24 protein-coding genes are annotated in these 25,431 nt (G+C 55.1%); 15 read left to right on the forward strand and 9 right to left on the reverse strand.

Going from position 1 to position 25,431, the window contains the following annotated elements:
• The first annotated feature begins 27 nt into the window (after window positions 1-27).
• Together ACZ5FM_RS00290 and ACZ5FM_RS00295 are read left to right on the forward strand one after the other, a co-directional pair.
• The gene (locus tag ACZ5FM_RS00290) at window positions 28-822 is read left to right on the forward strand and encodes a TIGR02186 family protein (RefSeq protein ID WP_464040502.1); all 795 of its coding nucleotides are present in this window, start codon (window positions 28-30) and stop codon (window positions 820-822) included.
• 176 nt (window positions 823-998) lie between these two features.
• On the forward strand, window positions 999-1,439 hold the full coding sequence (locus ACZ5FM_RS00295; protein WP_464039399.1) for a universal stress protein: 441 nt from the start codon (window positions 999-1,001) through the stop codon (window positions 1,437-1,439).
• Between the two features lie 8 nt (window positions 1,440-1,447).
• Here the strand turns inward: ACZ5FM_RS00295 and pdeM are convergent, their stop codons facing one another.
• The 9 genes from pdeM to ACZ5FM_RS00340 form a co-directional block, all read right to left on the reverse strand.
• Window positions 1,448-2,173 carry a ligase-associated DNA damage response endonuclease PdeM gene (gene pdeM / locus ACZ5FM_RS00300; RefSeq protein ID WP_464039400.1) on the reverse strand — a complete coding sequence of 242 codons (726 nt, stop codon included), beginning with the start codon at window positions 2,171-2,173 and terminating at the stop codon, window positions 1,448-1,450.
• 9 nt (window positions 2,174-2,182) lie between these two features.
• Entirely contained in the window at window positions 2,183-4,693 is a 2,511-nt protein-coding gene (locus tag ACZ5FM_RS00305) for a ligase-associated DNA damage response DEXH box helicase (RefSeq protein ID WP_464039401.1), read from the reverse strand.
• A gap of 112 nt (window positions 4,694-4,805) precedes the next feature.
• The gene (mnhG, locus tag ACZ5FM_RS00310; RefSeq protein ID WP_192486811.1) at window positions 4,806-5,165 is read right to left on the reverse strand and encodes a monovalent cation/H(+) antiporter subunit G; all 360 of its coding nucleotides are present in this window, start codon (window positions 5,163-5,165) and stop codon (window positions 4,806-4,808) included.
• A complete protein-coding gene (locus ACZ5FM_RS00315; RefSeq protein WP_192486812.1) occupies window positions 5,162-5,443 on the reverse strand; it encodes a K+/H+ antiporter subunit F in 282 nt (93 codons plus the stop codon). The genes mnhG and ACZ5FM_RS00315 overlap by 4 nt, the downstream gene beginning before the upstream one ends.
• Complete coding sequence (locus ACZ5FM_RS00320; protein WP_250983428.1) at window positions 5,440-5,928, reverse strand: Na+/H+ antiporter subunit E; 489 nt, start codon at window positions 5,926-5,928, stop codon at window positions 5,440-5,442. Before ACZ5FM_RS00320 ends, ACZ5FM_RS00315 begins: the two co-directional genes overlap by 4 nt.
• Window positions 5,925-7,574: a monovalent cation/H+ antiporter subunit D gene (locus ACZ5FM_RS00325; protein WP_192486814.1), complete on the reverse strand. Its 1,650-nt coding sequence runs from the start codon at window positions 7,572-7,574 to the stop codon at window positions 5,925-5,927. The genes ACZ5FM_RS00320 and ACZ5FM_RS00325 overlap by 4 nt, the downstream gene beginning before the upstream one ends.
• Window positions 7,571-7,909, reverse strand: a complete 339-nt coding sequence (locus ACZ5FM_RS00330; protein WP_192486815.1) for a Na+/H+ antiporter subunit C — start codon at window positions 7,907-7,909, stop codon at window positions 7,571-7,573. The genes ACZ5FM_RS00325 and ACZ5FM_RS00330 overlap by 4 nt, the downstream gene beginning before the upstream one ends.
• Window positions 7,910-10,825 (reverse strand): monovalent cation/H+ antiporter subunit A, encoded by a 2,916-nt coding sequence (locus tag ACZ5FM_RS00335; protein ID WP_259147748.1) that lies wholly within the window; start codon window positions 10,823-10,825, stop codon window positions 7,910-7,912. It lies immediately after the preceding gene.
• Between the two features lie 115 nt (window positions 10,826-10,940).
• On the reverse strand, window positions 10,941-11,471 hold the full coding sequence (locus ACZ5FM_RS00340) for a hypothetical protein (protein WP_464039402.1): 531 nt from the start codon (window positions 11,469-11,471) through the stop codon (window positions 10,941-10,943).
• Between the two features lie 330 nt (window positions 11,472-11,801).
• Between ACZ5FM_RS00340 and ACZ5FM_RS00345 the strand changes: the two genes are divergently transcribed.
• From ACZ5FM_RS00345 to ACZ5FM_RS00405, 13 genes are all read left to right on the forward strand, one after another.
• Window positions 11,802-13,409, forward strand: a complete 1,608-nt coding sequence (locus ACZ5FM_RS00345) for a methyl-accepting chemotaxis protein (protein ID WP_464039403.1) — start codon at window positions 11,802-11,804, stop codon at window positions 13,407-13,409.
• On the forward strand, window positions 13,409-13,708 hold the full coding sequence (locus tag ACZ5FM_RS00350) for an STAS domain-containing protein (RefSeq protein WP_192486818.1): 300 nt from the start codon (window positions 13,409-13,411) through the stop codon (window positions 13,706-13,708). The genes ACZ5FM_RS00345 and ACZ5FM_RS00350 overlap by 1 nt, the downstream gene beginning before the upstream one ends.
• The gene (gene cheY1 / locus ACZ5FM_RS00355) at window positions 13,705-14,070 is read left to right on the forward strand and encodes a chemotaxis response regulator CheY1 (RefSeq protein WP_250983432.1); all 366 of its coding nucleotides are present in this window, start codon (window positions 13,705-13,707) and stop codon (window positions 14,068-14,070) included. The genes ACZ5FM_RS00350 and cheY1 overlap by 4 nt, the downstream gene beginning before the upstream one ends.
• A 16-nt stretch (window positions 14,071-14,086) precedes the next feature.
• A complete protein-coding gene (locus ACZ5FM_RS00360; RefSeq protein ID WP_464039404.1) occupies window positions 14,087-16,318 on the forward strand; it encodes a chemotaxis protein CheA in 2,232 nt (743 codons plus the stop codon).
• 12 nt (window positions 16,319-16,330) lie between these two features.
• Entirely contained in the window at window positions 16,331-17,230 is a 900-nt protein-coding gene (gene cheR, locus ACZ5FM_RS00365) for a protein-glutamate O-methyltransferase CheR (RefSeq protein WP_464039405.1), read from the forward strand.
• A complete protein-coding gene (gene cheB, locus ACZ5FM_RS00370; RefSeq protein WP_192486822.1) occupies window positions 17,230-18,294 on the forward strand; it encodes a protein-glutamate O-methylesterase CheB in 1,065 nt (354 codons plus the stop codon). The genes cheR and cheB overlap by 1 nt, the downstream gene beginning before the upstream one ends.
• The gene (locus ACZ5FM_RS00375) at window positions 18,294-18,683 is read left to right on the forward strand and encodes a response regulator (RefSeq protein WP_192486823.1); all 390 of its coding nucleotides are present in this window, start codon (window positions 18,294-18,296) and stop codon (window positions 18,681-18,683) included. The genes cheB and ACZ5FM_RS00375 overlap by 1 nt, the downstream gene beginning before the upstream one ends.
• On the forward strand, window positions 18,680-19,225 hold the full coding sequence (gene cheD, locus ACZ5FM_RS00380) for a chemoreceptor glutamine deamidase CheD (RefSeq protein WP_192486824.1): 546 nt from the start codon (window positions 18,680-18,682) through the stop codon (window positions 19,223-19,225). The genes ACZ5FM_RS00375 and cheD overlap by 4 nt, the downstream gene beginning before the upstream one ends.
• 14 nt (window positions 19,226-19,239) lie before the next feature.
• A complete protein-coding gene (gene cheT / locus ACZ5FM_RS00385; RefSeq protein ID WP_192486825.1) occupies window positions 19,240-19,623 on the forward strand; it encodes a chemotaxis protein CheT in 384 nt (127 codons plus the stop codon).
• A gap of 135 nt (window positions 19,624-19,758) precedes the next feature.
• A complete protein-coding gene (gene fliF / locus ACZ5FM_RS00390; protein WP_464039406.1) occupies window positions 19,759-21,441 on the forward strand; it encodes a flagellar basal-body MS-ring/collar protein FliF in 1,683 nt (560 codons plus the stop codon).
• A 433-nt stretch (window positions 21,442-21,874) separates the two neighbouring features.
• Window positions 21,875-22,654 carry a transcriptional regulator VisN gene (gene visN, locus ACZ5FM_RS00395; RefSeq protein ID WP_405049437.1) on the forward strand — a complete coding sequence of 260 codons (780 nt, stop codon included), beginning with the start codon at window positions 21,875-21,877 and terminating at the stop codon, window positions 22,652-22,654.
• Between the two features lie 10 nt (window positions 22,655-22,664).
• Window positions 22,665-23,411 (forward strand): transcriptional regulator VisR, encoded by a 747-nt coding sequence (visR, locus tag ACZ5FM_RS00400; protein WP_464039407.1) that lies wholly within the window; start codon window positions 22,665-22,667, stop codon window positions 23,409-23,411.
• A 168-nt stretch (window positions 23,412-23,579) separates the two neighbouring features.
• A complete protein-coding gene (locus ACZ5FM_RS00405) occupies window positions 23,580-25,430 on the forward strand; it encodes a methyl-accepting chemotaxis protein (RefSeq protein WP_464039408.1) in 1,851 nt (616 codons plus the stop codon).
• Window position 25,431: the final 1 nt, after the last annotated feature.

Genomic DNA, 25,431 nt, shown 5'->3' on the forward strand with positions numbered 1-25,431 from the left:
AAACTTCTCCACGCGCTGTTTGCCACTATGATACTGGGTGGTTCCGCATGGGCACAAACACCGCCACAGATCCCGGCTTTGACGACATCACCTTACGGCCAACCACAGACGGTGCGTGAGACTATCGAGATTGGTGCTTCGACGACGGAAATCGCCATCACCTCGGATTTCCGTGGTGCCGATTTTACGATGTTCGGTGCGCTCAACAATCCCGACCAACTGCTGCTGGCCATTGGCCAATATGATGTCATCGTCACACTGGCAGGCCCGCTGGACCTGGCGACGGTGCGCAAGAAAGAACGTGTCTTTGGCATCTGGGTCAACACCAGCTCTATCAGCTTTGAGCCGCTGCCGGAATCCTATGCGCTTGCCAGCACACGCGATGTCAATTCCATTGCCAGCCCCGAAGTGCTCAACGATATCGGTCTTGGTGTAAACCACCTGCCTCTGGTAACGGCCGGCTACGCGGGCGAGCCTGACAATATCGGAGAGTTCCGTCAGGCCTATCGTCGCCTCAAACTGTCCGATGGTATTTATCGCAATGATGAAACCGGCGTGCGTCTGGAGCGTACCGGCCTGTTCTGGGCAACTTTGCGCCTGCCAGCCAACGTACCGAATGGCGTACATACGGCTCGTGCCTATCTGTTCAAAAGCGGTGACTTCATTGCGCAACGAGAACTGCGCCTGCGTGTCGTTAAAACTGGCATCGAACAGGCCATTACCGATGCTGCCCATCAAACACCACTTGCTTACGGCATGTTGTGTGTTCTGATCGCCGTCATTACCGGCTGGAGCGCCAGCATCCTGTTCCGCAAGGACTGATGTGTTCCCTGTGATATCTGCTTGATTGCTTGATACGGATCAATCTGCCAATTGCCGTGCAGGTGCATGATGTCCCTATCAGCGCACAGGCGTAGGTCTATTCTGGTGGCGCTGTTTTTCAAGCGTTTTGGCAGCTCGGCAACCTGATGGGCCCCTGCTGCAAAAGGGGAAATGCCATGTTCAAGCACATTCTCATTCCAACCGACGGATCACCCTTGGCGCAGATCGCTATCGATAGCGGTTTTGCGCTGGCAAAGGATGCCGGAGCCAAGGTCACGGTCATCACGGTTGCCGAACCGTTCCACATCGTCACGGCCGATGCGGATAACATTGCCATCATCACCGAACAGGAAGAAACGCATATTTGTGATGAGGCCGAGCACGTATTGAAAGACACGCAGGCGAGGGCCAAAACGCTGGGACTGGAGTGCGACGCGCTGTTTGCCCGCGCCACCAAGGCGCATGAAGCTATTATCGAGGCTGCAAACCAGATTGGCTGCGATCTGATTGCCATGGCCTCTCATGGTCGCAAGGGCGTCCGTGCCATGGTTCTGGGCAGCGTCACCTCGAAGGTGCTGAGCAACTCCAACATTCCGGTTCTGGTCTACCGACAGTAATTGGCGGGTCAGCCGATCAGATTGTCGAAACGCACGGAATAGATACGGTCGCGGCCCAACATGTGGGCAACGAGATGCGTCCGGTTAAAAAGCCCGTTCATGGCCGCGTGCCGGAGGTCCAGCCCGCCGGTGGTCACGCCGAAGGCCGGCATCACAAGACGTGTGCCATCGGTGGCAAAACAGGCGCGGCGTACCGACTTTTCACGTCGCCTGACCACGGCTGCCGGATGCAGATGTCCGGCGATTTCGCCATTGGCTTGGCCTGGTTTCGGTTCATGTCTGAAGACAAGGCCGGAGCAATGTAGTTCATCGACCGAGTTCCCAGGCAATCCAACCGCGCCGTCAGGGTCATGGTTACCATTGACCCACAGCCAGTCACGACCTTTCGCCATATCTTTGATGGATTGGCGAAACAGCGGGGGCAGCAGGGCAGAGCCTTTCCGGTCGTGGAAATTATCGCCAAGGGTGACCACCGTCTTGGGAGCGTAACGGTCGATGAGGATTTGCAACAGTCGCAGTGTCGCTAGTGTGTCGTAAGGTGGGTGCAGCTGACCACAACGCGCAAAGGCAGCGCCTTTTTCCAGATGCAGGTCCGAGACAACAAGCATGCCATGTTGGGGGATAACCAATCCGCCAAGCGGATCGCACAGCACAGCAACATCATGCACACCAATTTCGGCGCACTGGCTTGGTGTCTGTGCAGTCACATCGCGGTAGCTGGCAATACGGTTCATGCTGTTGCGTTATTCCTTCATGGCTTCGCGAATAAGGTCTTCTGCCGCTTCCTCAAGCACCGTTTCATGGGCTTCGCCAGCCACGTGCTCGCGTCCTATTTCCAGCATCACCGGCACGGCCAGCGGCGAAACCCGCTCAAGCGCCCGGTGGGTTATATGGCTTCTGATTCGCTTCAGCATATCTCCAAGTCTGCCGATATCCAAAAGTCCGGAGGCTGCATCAATGCGTGTTGCCTCCATCAGAATGTGGTCGGGCTCATGGCTGCGTAGCACGTCATAGATCAGATCGGTTGATACAGTGACTTGTCGTCCGGTCTTTTCCTTGCCTGGATGCCGCCTTTCGATCAACCCTGAAATCACGGCACAGTTGCGAAATGTCCGCTTCAGCAAAAAGGATTCGTTGAGCCACGCTTCTAGATCGTCGCCCAGCATATCCTCGTCAAGAAGCTCATTGAGGGAGAGACGATCGTTGGCCAGCATCCGGCCCATGTCCTCCATGCCCCATATGGCAAGCGAATAATCTGTCGCCACGAAACCAAGTGGCTTGGCACCGGCACGTTCCAGTCGACGGGTCAGCAACATGCCAAGTGTCTGGTGCGCCAGCCTGCCTTCAAACGGATAACAGATAAGGTAAAAGCGTTTGCGATGTTCGAAGGTTTCAACAAGCAGCTCATTGCGCGCCGGAATGAGCGATCTTTCTTTTTGGATTTCCAGCCAGTCGCGCACCTGATCGGGCAGTTGCGACCAGCGGGCAGGGTCTGCCAGCATGGAACGGACCTGATCGGCAAGATAGGTCGATAGCGGGAATTTTCCCCCTGCATAGGACGGAATTTTCGGGTCCATGGAAGAGGCTTGCGAGGCAAGACATTCATTTTCACGGATACCCTCGAAACGCAGCACCTTGCCGGAGAACACGAATGTATCGCCCTGAACGAGCTGTTCCAGAAAATACTCCTCGACCTTGCCCAGTGACATTCCGCCGCGGCCAAGCGTGCCACGGTCATTACGTTTGACCATCCGCACATTCAGTTCTGCCGCTTCGATGATGGTCCCGAGGTTCATGCGGTATTGCTGCGCGACCTGCGGATTGGAGACCCGCCACAAGCCATCCTTCGTCTTGCGAATGCGGGCGTATCGCTCGTAGGTGCGTAGTGCGTAGCCACCGGTCGCGACAAAGTCGAGAACCCGATCATATGTACCGCGTGCCAGTGGCGCGTAGGGATAGGCACTGGTCACTTCCTTAAACAGCATGTCGGCATCAAAAGGCGCGGCACAGGCCATGCCCAGAATGTGCTGCGCCAGCACGTCGAGCGTACCGGCACTGACCGGTGGCGTGTCCTGCGCACCAATGTAATTCGCATCGAGTGCCGCCTGACACTCCATCACCTCGAAACGATTGGCCGGAACCAGGATTGCCTTGCTCGGCTCGTCCATGCGGTGATTGGATCGGCCGATGCGCTGCGCCAGACGGCTTGCTCCTTTCGGAGCACCGACATGGACGACCAGATCAACATCACCCCAGTCAATGCCAAGGTCCAATGTCGAGGTGGCGACAACGGCACGCAACCGGTTTTCTGACATTGCCGCTTCCACCCTGCGGCGTTGTCCGGCATCCAGCGAGCCGTGATGCAGGGCAATCGGCAGATTGTCGTCATTGATGCTCCAGAGTTCCTGGAAAATCCGTTCGGCCTGTGAGCGTGTGTTGACGAAGATCAGCGTTGTCTGATGCTGTTTCAGGATCTCATAGAGTTCCGGCATTGCATATTGTGCCGAGTGGCCGGACCAGGGAATGCGCTCCTGCGCATGTAATATTGCGATATCTGGTTTCGCGCCACCGGACACGGTTATGACACCGGCAGGACCGGTATCGCAATGGTGGGGTGCCAGCCATTGCCGCAGCTCCATCGGTTCGGCAACCGTCGCTGACAGACCGATTGTACGCATGCCCGGCGCGTGTTTGCGTAGCCGCGCTAGACCAAGCGACAACAGATGCCCGCGCTTGGATGTAACGAGTGAATGCAACTCATCCAGCACGACAAATTTCAGGTCTTTGAAGAACCTTTCCGCTTCGCGGTTGGCCATCAGAAGCGCGACCTGTTCAGGGGTGGTCAGCAGGATATCGGGCGGGTTCAGTTTTTGTCGCTGCCGCTTGCCCTGCGGGGTGTCGCCGGTGCGAGTTTCAACGGTAATGGGAAGCCCCATTTCCGAAACCGGCTTCATAAGGTTGCGTTCGATATCGACGGCCAGCGCCTTGAGCGGCGATATGTAGAGAGTGTGCACACCCCGAAAAGCTTCGCCTGGCAGCTTGTGAGACTTCTGCCGCTGCGTAAGGTCGGTGAGAGAGGCGAGAAAACCGCCAAGCGTTTTACCGGCGCCGGTCGGAGCGATCAGCAGCATATTCTCGCCACCACGCGCCCGTGCCATCAATTCAAGCTGATGAGGGCGTGGTTGCCAGCCTTTATCCTTAAACCAGCCTCTGAAAACATCCGGAAGTGTCGTGGTTTGTGCCTTGCTGTTCAATCACTCGCGCCTTGCAGGTATTGCCGCAACCCGCAGCCAATGTGCGGAACATGCTCAATATGTGGGCTGCAGGGCCACGTAAAACAACGGTAATCTTGGCGCAGTCTGGAAATTACGGTTGTTCGTCATCCAGACTGTTGCGCACTTCGGTATTCTGCTCGGTGCGGTCACGGTAAAGCGCTGCACGGCCAAGCAACATCAGCGAGACAGGTGTGGTCACCGTCATGAAGATACCGATGAAAATCTCGTGAAAGGCAAATCGTCCTTCAGACACCGAAAAATAGATGATTGATGCCATGACAATGCCACCCGTTCCCCAGCTTGTGCCAAGGGTCGGCGCATGTAGCCGCTCATAAAAACTGTTGAGTTGGGCAAAGCCGATAGTGCCGATCAGCGCAAGGCTGGAGCCAAGCAGGATGAAAAAGGCAACGGCGATGGCTGCCCACAGCGGAAACTCACCATATTCGCTCATTCGATCACCTCACCACGCATCAGGAACTTCGAAAGGGCAACAGTCGACACAAAACCAAGGATGGCGATCACCAGTGCAGCTTCGAAATAAAGGACGTTGCCGGTGCGAATTGCAAAGGTCAGCAGCAGTAGCATTGCGCAGACATATAACGTGTCGAGGCCAAGCACGCGGTCCTGTGCGCGGGGCCCGCGTGCAATACGCGAAACCGATATTCCCATTGCGATGGCCAGAAACAGTTGCGCAAGGCTGATTGACCAGAACAGAATGATTGAACTCATTCGAATATCTCCATCAGCAGTTTTTCATAACGGTTTTTGATAAGGGCGGTCCATGCCGTCTCGTCGACATTGTCGAGCACGTGCAAGAGCAACGTTCCCTGACTGGAGTTGTATTCCAGCCAGGCACTGCCCGGTGTGCTGGTCAAAATGATTGCGAGCGTCGCAAGTCCCATCGGATGTTTCAGCTCAAGTTGAATGTTCAAGAAGCCGGAACGACGATTTTTTTCCTTCTTGAACAATATAATCTGCGCAACTGATATGTTCGAGCGAACAATATCGAAAAGCACGATCAGGATGAGCTTGGGCAGTAGATACCAGCGACGAAACGTCGGTTTGACCGGTCGCAACGCCGCCATCGCCATGGAGGCGATCATGGCGACGATGCTTCCCAGAATAAGGTGGCCAAGCGAAAACGTGTTCAGCACCAGCCAGAAGATCACAAGCGAAACCGTCAGCAGCGGATAAGGAAAGATACGCGCAATCATGGGCGTGCCTCCTCGGCTGGACTGGTCGCCCGTGGTGCGGAAATAACACCCTGAATGTAGGATTCCGGCAGGTCGAGAATGCGGGCCGTTTCTTCCATGTAGCGCATAACAGGACCGGCCTGAATGGTCATCAGCAGTGTCAGGCCGAGCAATGCCATCACAGGTGCAATTTCGATCACCAGCACGCGTGGAACGGTGCCTTCAATCGAGGCCCAGAAGGTTCTGATGCCTGCACGGGTCATCGAGATCAGGGCCGCAAAACCGGAAAACACGATCAGGAACACGATCCACCACGACAGTGCCGGGATGCTGTCATTTGCGCCAAGCCCCGAAGGGTTGAGAATGGCGGAAAGGATCGAGAACTTGGCGATGAATCCGGAGAGCGGTGGCAGACCCGCCAGAAGAATACCGCAGGCGGCAAAGCACGTGCCGAGAACCGCCATGGTTCCAGGCATCGTCACCCCCATTTCGGCGTCTTCCTCTTCATCCTCCGCGTCACCATAGGCTTCCATGGTCACGGCAAGAACGTTCGCGCCCGCATCCTGTCCGCGTTCCACCAATTCAATTAGCATGAAGAATGCGCTGATCGTTAGCGTCGAGCTGACCAGATAGAACAGGGCTCCTGCGGCGACCGTCGCATTGCCCGTGCCCATGGCTGCCAGCAGCGTGCCGGACGAGACAAGAACCGAAAAACCGGCAAGCCTGCCAAGTGCCTGCGAGGCAAGCACACCAATGGCGCCAAACACAATTGTGGCTATACCGCCATACAACAGCGCATCATGACCGAAACCTGCTGATTCTCCGGCTGTTGAGCCAAACAGCAGGAAGGACAGGCGGGCGATCACGTAGATGCCGACTTTGCTCATGATGGCAAAGATACCGCCGACCGGTGCCGATGCCGCGCTGTAGGTTGAGGGCAGCCAGAAGTTCAGAGGCCACATACCGGCCTTGACCAGAAACGCCACGCCAAGAACGGCGGCACCCGTTTCAAGCAACATGCGCTGGTCGGGCTGTAGGGTAGGAATACGCTGAGCCAGATCGCCCATGTTCAGCGTGCCGGTCACGCCGTAGATCATGCTGACGCCGATCAGGAAGCAAAGCGCGCTGACAAGGTTGATGGCGATGTAATGTAGACCGGCCTTGACGCGAAGCTGGCCGGAGCCGTGCAGCAACAGGCCATAGGACGCTGCCAGCATCACCTCGAAGAACACGAAGAGATTGAACAGGTCACCTGTCAGGAATGCACCATTAATACCCATCAGCATCAGGTGGAATAGTGAGTGAAAATGTGCACCTGACTTGTGCCACTTCGCCAGCGAATAAATCAGTGCCGGAATGGCCAGAAGCGATGTCAAGAGTAACATCATCGCGGAAAGTCTGTCAGCCACCAGCACAATGCCGAAAGGTGCCGGCCAGTTACCGAGCAGGTAAACGCCGGTTGAAACGACAGCCGCCACTTCCGTGTTGACGGTCGAATTGACCTGCTGGAACAATGTGATGGTGATCAAAAGCAAGACACAGCAGGACACCAGACTGATCATCGCTTTGGCAAAACGCTGACGCTCATCAAAGAACAGCAGCAGAGCACCGGTTAAAAGCGGCAGCATAATAGGTGCGATGACGATATGCGAAGGGAAGGAGTTCATTTCGACTGCTCCCTTCCGTCAACGTGGTCTGTGCCGGTCAGGCCTCTTGCGGCAAGCAGAACGACGAGGAAAAGCGCCGTGGTCGCAAAACCGATGACGATAGCTGTCAGAACCAGTGCCTGTGGTACGGGATCGGTCAGGGTTGAGATATCAACCCCATCCACCAGTACCGGCGGCGCATTGCTTTTGATGCCTCCGACACCGAAGATGAACAGGTTCACCGCATAGGACAACAACGACAGGCCAATAATGACCTGATAGGTACGCGGACGCAGGATGAGCCAGATGCCAGAGCCTGTGATGACGCCGATGCCGATTGAGAGAATGAGTTCCATTTACGCGCCCTCCGCTTTCGTGTCCGCAGATTTGACGCGGTAGTTACGCAGCGACTGGTGGGCAATCGCGATGAGCATCAGCACCGTAGCGCCAACGACGAGAGAGAACACGCCCAGATCGAACATCAATGCGGTGGCAAGCGGGATCTTGCCGATATAAGGCAGCTCCAGATATTGCGAGTAAGATGTCAGGAACGGATATCCGAGATACCATGATCCCATGCCGGTCATGGCAGCAACGATCAGACCAAAACCCATCCAACGCAGTGGCAGAATACGGATGCGGTCTTCTGCCCAGCGTGTGCCACCGGCCAGATATTGCAGCAGGAAGGCAATCGCCATAGTGATGCCTGCCGAGAAACCGCCACCTGGAAGATCATGCCCGCGCATGAACAGGTAGACAGCGAAGGTAATGATTACCGGGAACATCCACTGCATGATAACTGATGGAACAAGCAAGTAGTCCCGCGCGGTATCGCCAGCCGAACGTTCCGGCCGGGCGGCATCGAAGGCGTTTTGTATCTTCTGCTGTTCGGTTTTACCGATACTCTCGCTGGCTGGACGGAAACGACGCAGCAGCGCAAACACGGTTAGCGCCACAATGGCAAGAACCGCAATTTCACCCATCGTATCAAAGCCGCGGAAATCGACGAGGATAACGTTGACGACGTTACGGCCGCCGCCTTCCGAATAGGCACGCTCAAGGAAATAATTGGCAATTGTATTTGGCACAGGCAGCGTCATCACGGCGTAGGCAACAACAGACATCGCAATTCCGCACGAAACGGCCACCAGAAAGTCGCGGGCGCGGCGAAGCTGGGCCGGCAATTCTGTGCTGTTGTCCACCTTTTCTTCGCGCTTTGGCAGCCAGCGCATGCCAAGCAGGATGAGGACCGTGGTGACAATTTCAACGAGAAGCTGGGTGATCGCCAGATCCGGCGCCGACAGCCATACGAAGGTAAGGCATGTCACCAGGCCGGTCACACCAAGCATGATGAGCGCAGCGAGACGGTGATATTTCGCCTGCCAGGCAGCACCAAGTGCGGCGACCATTCCGATCAGCCACAAGATAACAAATACCGGATCAAAAGAGGTGACGCGTGGCAAGGTCAGTGCGAAATCAGACATTATCAGCGGCGAGATACCAGCCACCAGTGCAAACAGCACCAGCAGGCGCAATTGCGGCTGAAGGCGGCGTGTGCCGAGAGTGCTTTCCAGCCAGCGTGCCCATTTCCAGGAAACGGTAACGATAATACGCTCGAAAATACGCTGGCCGCGCAGGTGACGGAAGACCGGCGGACCATCATCACATTTGGCAAGATAACCGTTCAGCAGCACGTAAAGCAGCACACCACTGGCCAGTGCAATCAAGCTCATAATGAGCGGCAGATTGAAACCGTGCCAGATCGAAAGGCTGTAATAAGGGGTTTCCGGACCAAGCACCGACAGAACTGCAGAATGCAGGTAAGGGCCGATAGAAAGACCAGGAACGATCCCAACCACAAGGCAGGCAAACACCAGAAACTCGATCGGGAAACGCATCCAGCGCGGTGGCTCATGTGGCTTCGGGTTTGGCAGGCCGGTTGGCGCAGGTCCAAAGAACACCGTGTGAATGAAGCGCAAAGAATAGGTGACGCTGAAGGCGCCAGCAATTGTCGCGACATAGGGCAGGGCCTTGTCGAGAATGGAATCCGCGTGGGTTTCCACCGCCTCGGCAAAGAACATTTCCTTGGAAATAAAGCCATTAAGCAGCGGAACACCAGCCATGGCGGCACTTGCCGCCATAGCCAGAGTGGCCGTCGCCGGCAGATAGGTATAAAGGCCGCTCAGCTTGCGCATGTCGCGAGTGCCGGTTTCATGGTCGATGATACCTGCGGCCATGAACAGCGACGCCTTGAAGGTCGCGTGGTTCATCATGTGGAAGATCGCAGCTACGGCGGCAAGCGGACTTCCAAGACTGAGCAGGGTTGTGATCAGGCCTAGATGGCTGATTGTCGAATAGGCGAGCAGACCTTTGAGGTCCTGCTGGAACATCGCGAAGTAGGCGCCCAGCAGCAGGGTGGAGATACCCGCAAAACCAACCAGCCAGAACCATTCCGGAGTGCCGGACAGAACCGGCCACAATCGCACGAGAAGGAACACGCCGGCCTTCACCATGGTTGCCGAGTGCAGGTAGGCCGACACAGGTGTCGGCGCAGCCATGGCGTTCGGCAGCCAGAAGTGGAACGGGAACTGCGCACTCTTGGTCAGCGCACCAATCAGGATCAGCACCAGTGCCGGCACATAAAGCGAATGCGACTGCACAACGGAGGCGGATTTCAGGATAACGTCGAGATCGTAACTTCCGACAATATGGCCAAGAACAAGCAGACCGGCCAGCAGGCAGAAACCACCGATGCCCGTGACGGTCAGCGCCATACGCGCACCATCGCGAGCGGCTGCATTGTGGTGCCAGTAACCGATTAGCAGGAAGGAGAAGATACTGGTCAGTTCCCAGAAGATCGACAACAGGATGACGTTGCCTGAAACGACGACACCGAGCATTGCACCCATGAACAGCAGCAGGAAGGCGAAGAAACGCGGGATCGGATCTTCGGTCGACATATAATACCGTGCATAGAGCACAACCAGCAGGCCGATGCCGGTGATAAGCACGCAGAACATCCACGCAAATCCATCAAGTCGCAGCGTGAAGTTCAGGCCAAGTTGCGGCAGCCATTCGGCGTCGTAACGCAGAACGGCACCACCGGCGACGGTCGGGTACAGGAACAGGCTGATCAGCAGTCCACAAAGGGCGACTGCGCCTGCCACCGATGCTGGACCTGCTGCCGCACTCGTTCGAAGCATCATCCCGGTGACGATGCTGCCGATGAAGGGCAAGGAAATCAGCAGTGGCAGAAGGTATTCAGGATTCATAGGCGGCGGTCATTCATCAAGCGGGTTTCAGGGGCAAATGGTGTCTCTGAACCGAGGGCTCTCTTCAAACCGCAACCTCGCTGAATGCGAACCAGTAGAAAAGTATGCCTTACGGTTATGAGGCTCCGGAAGGGGGACCGCGCGGAACCCTGACAACTGAATAAGGTGATTCAGGAATGCCCTGCGCGTAACGACCCGTCGGGTTTTTTTTACCGGCTTTGACAAGGCTGTCTATGACAGCCGTTTGTAAACCCTCTATGCCGGAATTGCTTTTTCGCAAATCACACGGTGTATCAAACCGGTTGAGTGCTGCGCAGGTCGACGTTCCGTCATCGGTAAAGGCCTTACGCGCTAATTCTTGTGGCTGCAGCCGCTCAAGGCGGTAAGGCTTTATCGGGGAGCCTTGGCTAAGCCCGACGTGAGCACTGATAAGAACGAACAGGCAGGTGGTTGCAAGAACGATGAACCCGTAAGGATGGCGCAGGGCTGTTTGGCTTTTCCCCATCCATGGCAAGGTTACATCTCCTTTATTCGTTCGATCCGCGCCGCTCGTAATATCCCGTTGATTTTGTTTTAGGGTAAGGGCGGACGCCTTGTCCAGCACATAGGGACAAGAAATGCGCTGTCTTTTCAGAAAAAATCGCAATTTTGAATGTGGTTATGAGGCCAATAGGTCAAAGTCGAAACAAATTTTACCGTTTGACGCGGCGGTTATTGTTTCTTAACCTTCGAGCAAGGAATTAACCATAAAGATTACCAGTATTCACGGCGAAAAGGGAGTTTTCCAACTCCTCCTAGGCATGAAGCCGCTCTGCCGTACCGGGACTGATCCGGTATCTCGTTTCAAATTTATAGCAGTTTTGAGTGTCGGCTTGGGAAACCCATTTGGTTTCGCTTGGCCGGATGCCGCCAAAACTGACTGCAAACAGGCAAATATACCGGAACGTGGGCCGGTATAAGGATTTGGGGTCGTCTCTTGGGGCATGAACTGCCGTCAGATCAGTCGCGTAAGACGCAGGGCAGCAGCCTTGGCGGACGTTTGCGCTTTGCTGGGCTCGACCAAGAGCAGTGTGAGCTGTTGCGGCGTAACCGCATGACACTTGAGCCCCTGGCTCGTGGCGGCCTGCGCGATCTGATGCTGCGCTTCCAGTCGCTGCCGGACTGTTCTCCGTCATTCGAAAGTGAACACCAGCTTGACCGGCTGCACGATCTGCAAACTGCCCATTGGGGTGTGCTGACCGATGCCCGTTTTGATGCGCTTTATGCAGAGCGTGTGAAGGTTCTGTCCGACAGTGAAACGCGCATGGGTCTCGACCCGCGCTGGAACGTTGCAAGCCACGCCGTGGTGCTGGAGCATCTTCTGGTCGGCCTGATCCAGCAGGGCATGCCGCGTTCGATTTTTCCGGGTTCTCGCAAACGGGTCAACGAACTTGCAGATTTGGTGAAAGCCGTCGTCCGTTTGGTCATGACAGATACGGAAATTGCGGTTTCTCTGCGCTTTAATGAGCAGCGCATCAACCACCAGAAAGAACTGGCACGCTTGCGCAATGAAGAGCAGGCCCGCACCGTCACCATTCTCGAAGGAACATTGCGGGCGATTGCCGATGGCAACCTGTCGGCACGTGTTGCCGATGACGATCTGCCGGAAGCCTACGGCGAGCTTGTGAAGCTGTTTAACTTTGCGCTTGATCGCATTGAAGGCGCTGTTGCGGCGGTAAACAGAAATGCTGACGAGGCCCATGCGCTGAGCAATGACTTCATTCAGGAAGGCAAGGCGCTTTCCGGCAATGCATCGCGGCAAACCGAACGTCTTCAGGATGCCGTCTCAATCATTGAAAATATTCTCTCGGCTTTCAGACATGGCGCTGAAAAGATGGATACCGCTGAAAAGGCAGTGTCTTCAGCAAAACTGTCGGCGCAGGAAAGTGGCCAGGCGGTGGGCGAAGCCATCAATGCCATGTCTGACATTGAAAAGTCCGCCGAACAGATTGGCAAGATTATCGGCACTATCGACGAGATTGCCTTCCAGACCAACCTGCTTGCGCTTAATGCCGGCATTGAAGCGGCACGCGCTGGCGACAGTGGCCGTGGCTTTGCGGTGGTCGCGCAGGAAGTTCGCGCCCTCGCGCAACGTTCCGCCGATGCGGCACGTGAAATTAAAACTCTGGTGAGCGAGACGAAAACGCAAGTCGATTCCGGCGTGAAAACGGTCAACCGCACCCAGAATGCCATCGAAGGTGTTGTCCGTCAGGTCTCTGACGTCAGCGGCATGATTACCGACATGACAACCATGACTAGCGACAATGTCGGTCACCTGAAATCAGCGGCCAGCGAAATCAATGCTTTGGGTTCCGAAGCCAGCGCGAGTGCGCAGCGCACCGTCAATGTCGCGGCAAAAGCCGATGACCTTCACACGGTTATTCTGGAGCTAGGCCGCACGGTTCGCGAATTCCACATTTCGCACCAGAATTACCATCAGGCTGCACCGGTTGCCGCTCCGGAAACTCAACCAGAGCCGGTCGTGAGCAGCCCGAGATATTTCCAAGAACAGATACAGCAATTCAGACGGCAAGGAGTGAATTGATGGCAGGCAGAAAAAGCACGCAGGCAACATTGCAGTTGAGCGCGGTGCTGGACCTCAACGAAGCGTCAGTACTGCGCGGTAAATTGATGGAGTTGCGCGGCTCTGCGCTTGCCATTGATGCATCGGCAGTCGAGCGGGTTGGCGTTCAATGTGTTCAGGTGCTGATGGCCGGCATCAAGACATGGGAAACCGACGGCAAGGCAATCACATTCGCGAAAGCATCGGATGCTTTTGCAAAAACGCTCCAATTGATCGGCGTCAACATAGATCATCTGCTCCCGAAGGAGATACGGCAATGAAGAAAAAAGTGCTGACGGTGGATGATTCCCGCACGATCCGCAACATGCTGCTGGTAACGCTCAATAATGCCGGTTTCGAGACCGTGCAGGCTGAAGACGGCGTTGAGGGCCTTGAAGTTCTCGAGCAGAGCAATCCGGATGTTATCGTTACTGACATCAACATGCCGCGCCTTGATGGCTTCGGCTTTATTGAAGGTGTGCGCCGGAACGAAAAGTTCCGTGCAGTACCGATCCTGGTGCTGACAACCGAAAGTGATGCGGAAAAGAAGAACCGTGCGCGGCAGGCCGGAGCGACCGGCTGGATCGTCAAGCCCTTCGATCCTGCCAAACTTATTGATGCCATTGAACGTGTAACTGCCTGATACGGGATTTTTCACAATGGATATGAACGAAATCAAAGAAATCTTCTTCCAGGAATGCGAGGAACAGCTCGCCGAACTGGAATCAGGTCTTTTGAAGCTGAACGACGGCGATCGTGATCCCGAGACAGTCAATGCCGTTTTCCGAGCCGTTCATTCCATCAAGGGTGGCGCAGGCGCGTTTGGTCTGGACGATCTGGTTGCCTTCGCCCACGTGTTCGAAACCACGCTCGATTGCGTGCGTTCGAACAAGCTTGAACCCAATCAGGACGTCTTGAAGGTCATGCTGAAGTCGGCAGACGTTCTGGCCGATTTGACCAACGCAGCGCGCGATGGTGGTCAGGTTGAGGCAACCCGCACCCGTGGTTTGGTTAAAGAACTTGAAGCACTTGCGAATGGTGAAATGCCAAGCGCGTCCAGTGCGCCGGAAGCTACTGCGCCAAAAGTCGCAGATGCACCCGCACCAACCGATGAAAGCGGTTTCCAGCCCGTCGCATTCTCCTTCAGTGATTTTGAAGACGATATCACGCCGCTCATGGAGCCGTCGGTATACAATGTAGTGTTCAAGCCAAAGGCATCGCTCTACTCCAAGGGCAATGAGGCCGCTTTGCTGTTGCGCGACCTTTCGCGTCTTGGCGAAATGGGCATCAACTGCGACATGTCCACGCTGCCATCGCTGGAAGATATCGATCCTGAAGCAGCCTATTTTTCCTGGACTATCACCGTAAAGACGGACAAGAGCGCGGAAGACGTTCGCAGCGTGTTCGAGTTCGCAGAGTGGGATTGTGATCTCGAAATCACGTCGCCGGAGCCGGAAGCCACGGCTGAAGAACTGCCAATGGTGCCTGTTCCTTTCGACCTTTCTATCCTGGATGAAGAGGTTATCGAAGAGCCTGCGGTACTGTCTGCTGCTGACGATGCTGTTTCAACCGCTGGTGCTGCAAGCGACGTCTTGAGAAAAGTCTCTGCCGCCGTTGAAAAGAAAGAAGTTGTCAAGGAAGCGGCTGCTCCTGCCAACGCTGCTGCTGCTGCAAATGCCAGTGCTGGCCAGACAATCCGCGTTGACCTTGATCGCGTTGACCGCCTCATCAACCTGGTTGGCGAGCTGGTCATCAATCAGGCGATGTTGTCGCAGAGCGTGATCGAGAACGATACGACCGGCACCTCAGCTGTCAACATGGGGCTGGAAGAACTTCAGCAACTGACCCGCGAAATTCAGGATAGCGTTATGGCTATCCGCGCGCAGCCGGTTAAGCCTGTGTTCCAGCGCATGTCGCGTATCGTCCGCGAAGTTGCCGACATGATCGGCAAACAAATCCGTCTTATTACCGAAGGTGAAAACACCGAAGTGGACAAGACGGTTATCGACAAGCTAGCCGAGCCGCTGACCCACATGATCCGCAATGCCGTCGACCACGGTATTGAAACACCGGAAAAACGCGAAGCTGCCGGAAAGAACCCTGAGGGCACAGTCAAGCTGTCTGCAAAGCACCGTTCTGGCCGCATTCTCATTGAATTGCAGGACGATGGCGCCGGTATCAACCGCGAGCGCGTACGCCAGAAGGCCATCGACAACGATCTGATTGCCGCTGACGCAAACCTGTCGGATGAAGAGATCGACAACCTGATCTTCATGCCGGGCTTCTCCACCGCCGACAAGATTTCCGATATTTCGGGTCGTGGTGTGGGCATGGACGTTGTCAAGCGCTCCATTCAGGCGCTTGGCGGTCGTATCAGCATCACCTCGCGTCCGGGTCTTGGTTCTACCTTTACCATGAGCCTTCCGCTGACACTGGCCGTGCTCGACGGCATGGTGGTCACGGTTGCCGGGCAGACGCTCGTTGTACCTTTGACGGCGATTGTCGAAACACTACAGCCGGAAGCGCAGAGCATCCATTCGTTCGGTGCCAACCAGCGTCTGATCTCGATCCGCAACAGCTTCTGCCCACTGGTGGATGTTGGTCGTATCCTCAACTTCCGCGCAACCCAGGCAAACCCGGTCGAAGGTGTTGCTCTCTTGGTGGAATCTGAAGGTGGCGGCCAGCGCGCCCTGATGGTCGATGCGATCCAGGGCCAGCGCCAGGTGGTTATCAAGTCGCTTGAGGCAAACTACACCCACGTTCCGGGCATTGCTGCTGCAACCATTCTCGGTGACGGTCGCGTTGCTCTTATTCTCGACGTCGATGCCGTAGTTGGCGCATCGCGTGGCCAGTCCCTGAAGCAAGAGATGTCTCTTGCTGCAACCGGTTGAAAGCGGTGATGAATGACGTCGCTCAAGTTGAACGATCAACGACAGTCGCCTGATGAAGTGCTTGCCAGCGGAGAATATCCGCTGACAAGGCGCGATCTGACGGATATTGCGGCGATGATTTACGCCGATGCAGGGATTTATCTCAACGATTCTAAAGCGTCGCTTGTCTATTCTCGCCTGTCGAAGCATATCCGCAATCTTGGCTTGAGTGGGTTCAAGGAATATTGCGCGCTTGTCGCCTCTCCAGAGGGGGCGCAGCCGCGTCGTGAAATGCTGTCGCATCTGACGACCAATTTCACGCGTTTTTTCCGTGAAAACCATCACTTTGATCACCTGCGTGACGAAGTGCTGCCAGGCCTGATCAACCGTGCGAAAGCCGGTGGACGCGTTCGTATATGGTCGGCTGCCTGCTCCGACGGGCAGGAGCCTTATTCGATTGCGCTGACCGTCCTGGCGATGTTCCCCAATGTCACGGATTACGACTTCAAGATCCTGGCAACCGATATCGACCCGAAGATTCTCGCATTGGCGCGCGCTGGTGTTTACGATGAAACGGCGCTTGAGACGGTCTCTGCATCCATGCGCAAGCAGTGGTTTGCCGAGGTTGATGCTGGTGGTCGTAAAAAGTACCAGATCAGCGACAAGGTAAAACGTCTGATCACCTTTAACGAGCTTAATTTGATGACGCAGTGGCCCTTCAAGGGAAATTTCGACATCATATTCTGCCGCAACGTCGTGATCTATTTTGATGAGCCAACCCAGATGAAAATCTGGAACCGTTTTGCCGGTCTGTTTCCTGAGGGCGGACATCTTTACATCGGTCATTCCGAGCGCGTGTCTGGCGACGCAAAAAACGTGTTCGATAATATCGGCATCACCACCTACCGCTACATCGGAAAGGGGAGGAAATAATGGGTGCTCCAGCCAGAGTTCTCGTTGTCGATGATTCTCCGACCATGCGCGGACTGATTACGGCTGTCTTGAAGGCTGACCCGGACGTTCAGGTTGTGGGTCAGGCTGGCGATGCCATGGAAGCACGTGCTGCAATCAAGCAACTTAATCCTGATGTTGTGACACTTGATATCGAGATGCCAGATATGAATGGCCTCGAATTCCTCGAAAAGATCATGCGCCTGAGACCGATGCCGGTGATCATGGTATCGACGCTGACGCATCACGGTGCAAATGCATCTCTGACCGCACTGGAAATCGGTGCTTTTGATTGTGTGGGCAAACCAGCACCTGGCGATCGCAATCCGTTTGGCGATCTTGCCGAAAAGGTGAAGGCTGCCGCACGGTCTCAACTTGTCAGCTATCGCACCGCGCCTGCACCGGTTGCCGAGCGGCCAGCACCACCCAAGGCCATGTCCGTGAATGATTATCGCGGTGGTCGCAAGATCGTGGCGATCGGCTCTTCGACGGGCGGTGTGGAAGCTCTCATTACTGTCTTGCAGAAATTTCCGGCCAATTGCCCGCCGACAGTTATCACCCAACATATGCCGCCGACCTTTACCAAGAGCTTTGCGGAACGGCTTAACCGCCTGTGTGCACCGGTCGTGGAAGAGGCAACCGACGGCGCGCGATTGCAGATTGGTAAAATTTACCTAGCGCCCGGTGGGGAGCGGCATTTGCAAGTTGTCAATCACTCTGCGCCAAGTTGCAGGTTGTTGGAGCGGGAGCCGGTAAACGGTCACCGCCCATCGGTCGATGTGCTTTTTGATTCTGTTGCCGAACTGGCAGGCCGAAATGCAGTAGGGGTCATCCTTACCGGCATGGGGCGTGATGGTGCGGCAGGCCTTTTGAAAATGAGGCATGCTGGCGCGCGCACCGTCGGACAGAATGAAAAGACATGTGTCGTATATGGAATGCCAAGAGTGGCCTACGAACTGGGTGCCGTCGAGCAACAGCTGCCGTTAACCGCGATTGGCGAGGAAATTTTGAAGTTAACTGCTGCCCGGAAAGAAGGTTCTGAATAATGTCTATCGCAGAGAAAATCAAAGTTCTGATCGTTGATGATCAGGTAACCAGCCGACTGTTGCTGAGTGACGCGCTGACCCAGCTTGGTTTCAAGCAGATCACGTCCGCCGGTGACGGTGAGCAGGGCATGAAGATTATGGAGCAGCAACCTCACCACCTGGTCATCTCCGACTTCAATATGCCGAAGATGGACGGTCTGGGTTTCCTGCAGGCTGTGCGCACCAACCCGAACACCAAGAAGGCTGCCTTCATCATTCTGACGGCGCAGGGTGACCGCGCGCTGGTACAGAAGGCTGCACAACTCGGTGCCAACAACGTGCTGGCCAAGCCTTTCTCCATCGAAAAAATGAAGGCTGCTATCGAAGCCGTATTCGGATCGCTTAAATGATGGAAGCTGCAGCCAAGCGCGTGCATATCATTCAAGGAGAATACAAGGTCATCAAGGATCCCGATGTGGTTCTGACGACGATCCTGGGTTCGTGCGTGGCTGCGTGTATGAGAGATCCTGTCGCCGGTGTAGGCGGCATGAACCACTTCCTTTTGCCGGGTACGGGGGGAGTGAGCGGCGGGGATGCCACCCGTTACGGTGTCCATCTTATGGAGTTGCTGATCAACGGCCTGCTCAAGCAGGGTGCGCGCAGGGACAGGCTTGAAGCCAAGATCTTTGGCGGCGCAAAAACCATTGCCAGCTTCTCCAATGTCGGTGAGCAGAACGCATTGTTTGCCATGCAGTTTCTGAAGGATGAAGGCATACCGGTGATCAGTTCCTCAACGGGCGGGGATCATGGTCGCAAGGTTGAGTACTGGCCTGTTTCCGGACGGGCCCGCCAACATCCGCTTACCGGTGCGGAAGCGCAAAAAACCGTCGCTTTGGAAGCCCGGCCGCAGCCGGCGCCCAAGCCGGTGGCCAACGATATCGAGTTTTTCTAGTAACGGGGTTTTTTATGTATATTGCCGAGCATTCACGGGTGGCACCATTGGAAGAAGCTCTGCCCGATGTCTTGATGCGCGTTGTGAGTGAACTTCATGACGTTGCCTATCTGATTGAGCGTATCGAACCCCAATTGCTTGAAATGGCCGATGGCGCCATCTCCGAAGATGGTCTGAAACTGCTGCAGGGCATTGACCTTGCAGTCCAGAAAACCCGTGGCCTGGCGGAATTTATCGACACGATTACCGGTACCATTCCAACCGAGTGGGTGATTGACGTCACCACAGCGCTCAGCCTGGTGAAGCTTGCCGAAATGCAAAAGGCGCTGGGCACCGGCTTACGTCACGGCCATTCGCAGCCGCTGGACAAGGTTTCCGGAGACGTCGACCTGTTCTGATCCGGCGGGTGTGAAAGCCCCAATAGCATCAATTTGACAAACCGCACTGCGCGAAACGCTCGCGCAAGCTTCGTCTTCTAGGTTGCCACTAGGACTATTCGGTCTATGACTCCATGAATGACGGTGCGGAACAGAATGAATCTGTTAAATCAAGTCCCTCAGGTCTTAAGAAATATTGCAGCGCTAGGCCAAACGCGCTTGTTGCTCCTTGGTGGCGTTGGTATCGTCTCCATGGTCTTGGTCATTGCGGCGGCTGTTTACGTTAATAAGCCAGCTTACGAAACACTTTATGTCGGCCTCGAAAATGCCGACCTGAACAAGATCAGCCTTGCGCTTGCCGAATCCAACTTCCAGTTTGAAGTCGGCTCCGACGGCACAAGCATCCACGTGCCGGTTGGCATGACCAGCCGCGCACGCGTACTGCTTGCCGAACGCGGTTTGCCAAACAGCGCCAATGCCGGTTATGAGCTTTTCGACAATGTCGGTTCGCTTGGTCTTACCTCCTTCATGCAGGAAGTAACCCGCGTTCGCGTTCTTGAAGGCGAAATCAGCCGCTCCATCCAGCAAATCAACGGCATCACTGCGGCACGCGTTCACATCGTTATGCCCGATGTGGGTAACTTCCGCCGTGGCGAACAGAAGCCGACGGCTTCCGTTATGATCCGGGCCAGCGCGACAGCAGGTCGCAAGGCTGCGGCTTCTATTCGCCACCTCGTCGCATCGGCAGTGCCTGGACTTGAGGTTGATGATGTCACCATCCTCGACTCGACCGGTCAGCTTCTGGCCTCCGGCGACGATGCTGCCAACGGCGCAATGAGCCGTTCGCTGACACTTGTGCAGTCCGTACAGCAGGAAATTGAAACCAACATTGACAAGGCGCTCGCACCGTTCCTTGGCATGGACAACTTCCGCTCCAGCGTGACTGCACAGCTGAACACCGACAGCCAGCAAATTCAGGAAACCGTCTACGATCCTGAATCACGTGTCGAGCGTTCGGTCAGAACGATCAAGGAAGCACAGAAGTCTCAGGAACGTACCCCTGACACGGCAGCCACGGTTGAACAGAACGTTCCGCAGGCGGCCCCACAAGGTGGTAGCGGTGGTCCTGAATCGTCTGACGAATCCGACAAGAAGGAAGAGCAGACCAACTACGAAATTAACAGCAAGACAATTGCCACGGTTCGTAACAGCTATCAGGTCGAAAAAATCTCCGTCGCTGTCGTGGTCAACAAGGACCGTATCGCCCGTATGGTTGGTGAACCGGTCGACCAAGCCAAGATCGACGCCTATCTCGCCGAGATGCAGAAGATCGTTACCTCTGCGGCGGGCATCTCCTCTGACCGTGGCGACAATGTAACGCTGACCGCCATGACCTTCTTGGAAAGCCAGCTTCTTGATGAAGCACCAAGCGGCCCAAGTTTTATGGAAGTCCTGACACGCAACTCTGCAGGTATCATCAACTCCTTCGCCTTCATCGCTGTGGCTTTCCTCATCGTGTGGCTTGGAATTCGCCCGGTTGTCCGCTCTGTCATGGGCAATGGTTCGGCAAACGCGGAATTGGCACAGGATGCAGCCGGCCTCGAACTGCCAGACTTCTCGCCAGCAATGGGCGGCGGTGGTGGTGGTCTCATGGAAGGCTTTGGTGCAGACTTCGGCTTCGACAGCGCAGACGACCTGCTGTCTGGCGAAGATCCCAACGGCGGCTTCAACCGCCGGGTACGAGAAGGGCCAGAACGTCGCCTGTCGCGTATGGTGGAGATCAGCGAAGAAAGAGCTGCCAAGATCCTCCGCAAATGGGCCATCGAAAAGGCCGCTTGATAACAAGGCCGGGTTTTTCCCGGCCTTTTTCCATTCCGGCATTGTTTCGATAATTGACAACTGTCAGCCGCGGTTATGCCGGACATTAATGATAGGAGCGAAGGAACTTTTTCGATGGGATGCGCTTTATCCCCATCAACGAATCGTCTGACGCCAGCCACGCTTACGCAGGGCAGACTTCAAAATCGCCTGAAAAATGTGAGGATGTCTCGGTTTCCGGCGGTATTCCAGAAGATCACAAACCAGATCTGTGCCATGACATGAAACACCAATGCCAGATTGGTACAGTATTCATGGTCTGTTCCATGTCGCCCGGTGAAAGGAGTGGAAATGCCAAATTCTGATAGTGGTATTTCCTTGACCGTCTCCTAGAATGAGGTGATTCGTAGGCTGAAATTTGAAAATGCTTTTGGGCGGCTCAGAGGTGATACCAATGCGTGCACCTCCGGCCGGTCTGGCCTTCCTAAAGGAAACTCATCAGTTGAAGGCAGATGTGGATATTCGCAGACTGACGGTAAAACCGCTGAACCCAGCGGTGCAACCTTCATCGCGGGTACAAGTCATCAGCTGGATGGGCGAGATAGCCGGAACGGGGGACATGTCCGGTTCTCTTGATGTGTTGGCCACCTATGCGGGCGCTTCATATTATATGCTGGCCCGCGAGGATATGTTTCAGGAGAATGGTCTAAGCTTCGTCATCACATCCAACTGGCCATTTGATCTCGTCAAGAAGATTGGTGGTACGCTTGCTGCCAGCCAAGCGCGCGTGAGTGAGATGGAAAAGTGCCTCTCGCTCCTTCAGCCGCAACTGCATATCCTGCCCGATGAGGGATGCATCCCCAAAGGTACGGACCGACAGTATTGCGCAATGACGTTCTGCGTCGGCAACATACGCTTTGCACTTCTGCTGATGTTCCCAGAAGGTACAGTGCCTTCCATGGAGCGTTTGCGTGAAGTCGGCTTGTTGTGCGGCTATAGCGCCAGCTTCGGTATTGGCTATGATCTCAAGGTCGAGCGTGACATTGATCTGACCGAGCGCGAACTTGAATGCCTCTATTGGATTGCCGAAGGCAAGACCAGTGACGAAATGGCGACTATTCTTGGAATTTCGCGTAATACAATCAACAACTACATTACTAGCGTCATGCGTAAAACCGCGACGAAAACCCGCTCCGAAGCAATCGCTTACGCGGTTCGTAACAATCTTGTTTGATGGTTGATTGATGGCTTATTCGAGAGACACCACCACGGATGAGCAAGGCGGAGTACAGATTGTCCGCGTCAGCCGCACGTCCAATCGATCAGATCTTTTTCCAATGTTGATTGGTATGCAGAAGGAAATGGGGGCAAGAAATTTTGCCGTCTTCCGTGCTGCGATTTCAAGCTTTCCCAACAAGCGCAAGCTTGTGTGTGAACTCGAGAACTGGGGAATGGGCGCAGCCGAGCAGACCAATGCGCTGGTTTCGGCACTCGGCGCCACACTTCTGGAGCATATTGACGGCTCGCTGCTGCCACTGATCTGGTCTACCGATCAGGGCAAGGGCATTTCCATAACACCTGAAATGGTGCCGATGTTGAAGCAGGCCGACAATACCGATCTGCCCTATGCAGGTGTGGCCCTGCCGATCAAACTCGGCAACATCGGTAATGGTCTGGTTGTCTTCTGCGGCACGGCTCTCGAGCTCGACTGCGGCACGACCATTGATCACCACCTGAAGTGCTGTCAGGTGATGATTGATCTTCTGGCGCTGGATGAGCGCCGCTCGACTCCGACAGAAGCCTTAAGCGAGCGCGAAATTGCCTGCTTGCAATTGGCAGGTGATGGCAAGATCAGTGAAGAAATTGCCGTTAAGCTTGGCCTGTCCGTTCACACGGTCAACGCCTATCTTGGCTCAGCGACAATCAAGCTTGATTCCGTCAATCGAATTCAAGCAATCGCCAAAGCAATTCGCATGGGCTACATTCATTAATTGTAGTATTATCTGCGTTTTGAAGTATTGCTGAATATTAGAAATTGATATTTGTCACCTAATCAAGTCGCCTTGAATATTAGCGGATTAGTTATTTTTTGAAATTTTTTCAATTTTAACGATTTCCCCTTACGATGCTTCAATCGTAAAAAATTGGGGAACTCCGAGATGAAGAAGCTCCTTTCTGCACCCGTCGCAGTGCAAATCATTGCTTTGACAGCCTGCCTCGTTCTTTTGGGTATCGCGGCCATCGGTGTCTCGACTTATGTCAGTCTCGAAGAAGACGTCATGGAGACGGCGGAGATCCAGACGAACAGTGCAGCCCGCGCCATGGCGGTTCTCTATGAGCTGAAGGTTGGTGGTGCCACGTTGAACATCGATAATGGAAACCTTGTCAGTGTTGATCGTGCAAGCATTGGTACATTGCGTGATACGGATCTGGTGGATCGCACGGCACTGATCATCGGTGGCGTTTCCACAGTGTTCCAGAAGCAGGGCGAAGATTTCGTCCGCATGTCTACAAATGTTAAGAAGGAAAACGGCGAGCGTGCCATCGGCACCAAGCTGGCAACCGACAGCCAAGCCTATGCAAAAATCAGCAAGGGTGAAGTCTACATTGGCAAGGCGACCCTGTTTGGCAGCGAATACATGACCGGCTACATCCCGGTAAAATCCAAGTCGGGCGCGCCTGTCGGCATCCTGTTTGTCGGTATTCCAATGCAAGTATTCTTCGATCATCTGGCTGGGCTTCAGTCTATGATCCTGTTTTCCAGCGCGCTTGTCATGGGCGCCGTGGGCCTGTTGGGTTACTTCGTCATCCGTCGTGCACTGCGTCCCCTCGGTGTGCTCACTGGTGCCGTCAATTCGCTTTCGAGCGGCAATCTCGATACTGTCATCCCCTATGCAGATCGATCCAATGAGTTTGGCAATATTGCCAAAGCACTGGAAGTGTTCCGCACCAACGCGCATGAGAAGTTGGTTATCGAAGGTCGCAGTGAGGCAGACCGGATTGCCGCTGATGAGGAACGCGCCCGCAACGATGATGAAAAGCGCACACTCGATCGGCAGATCGAATTTGCGGTGACCGAACTTGCGTCTGGTCTGGCACGCCTGTCACAGGGTGACCTGACCCGCACACTTGACAAGCCATTCTCTGGCCGTCTTGATCAGCTGCGCATGGACTTCAACACGTCGCTCGCTCATTTGAAAAACGTCTTGCAGCAAATCCGCGAACGTACGCTGACCATTCAGCATAATGGCGACGAAATGCTGCAATCTTCAAACGATCTTTCACGTCGCACGGAATCGCAGGCCGCGTCTTTGGAACAGACCGCAGCCGCTGTCGAAGAAATCACCATCACGGTCAAATCGTCGGCTGAGCGCGCCCGTGAAGCCAATCAGGCTGTCAACCGCACCCGCCAGAGTGCCGATAGTTCCGGCACGGTGGTGAGCAATGCCGTCGCCGCTATGGGCCGTATCGAAGACGCTTCCAAGAAGATCGAGCAGATCATCGAAGTCATCGACGATATCGCATTCCAGACGAATCTGTTGGCGTTGAATGCCGGTATTGAGGCAGCACGCGCGGGCGAGGCTGGCAAAGGTTTTGCGGTCGTGGCGCAGGAAGTGCGCGAACTGGCACAGCGTTCCGCCGATGCGGCGCGTGAAATCAAGGGTCTCATCAACCAATCCAGCAATGAAGTTGAGACCGGCGCATTGCTGGTGCAGCAGGCTGGTGAAGTTCTGTCTGAAATCAGCGGTCAGATCGTGGATGTCAGCAAACATGTTGAAACCATCGCAACCGCTGCGCAGGACCAGTCATCTGCCCTGCATGAGGTCAACAGTTCCGTCAACCAGATGGACCAGATGACCCAGCAGAACGCGGCCATGGCGGAAGAATCCAGTGCTGCAAGCCAGATGCTGGCCAATGAGGTGCAGGAGCTTCTGGCCCTTGTGCAGCAGTTCCGCATCGAACAGGCATCACAATCCTACGCCGGTGAGCACTTTGCACGGGTAGCCTGAT

The sequence above is a fragment of the Agrobacterium sp. 5Ca50 genome (assembly GCF_055381905.1).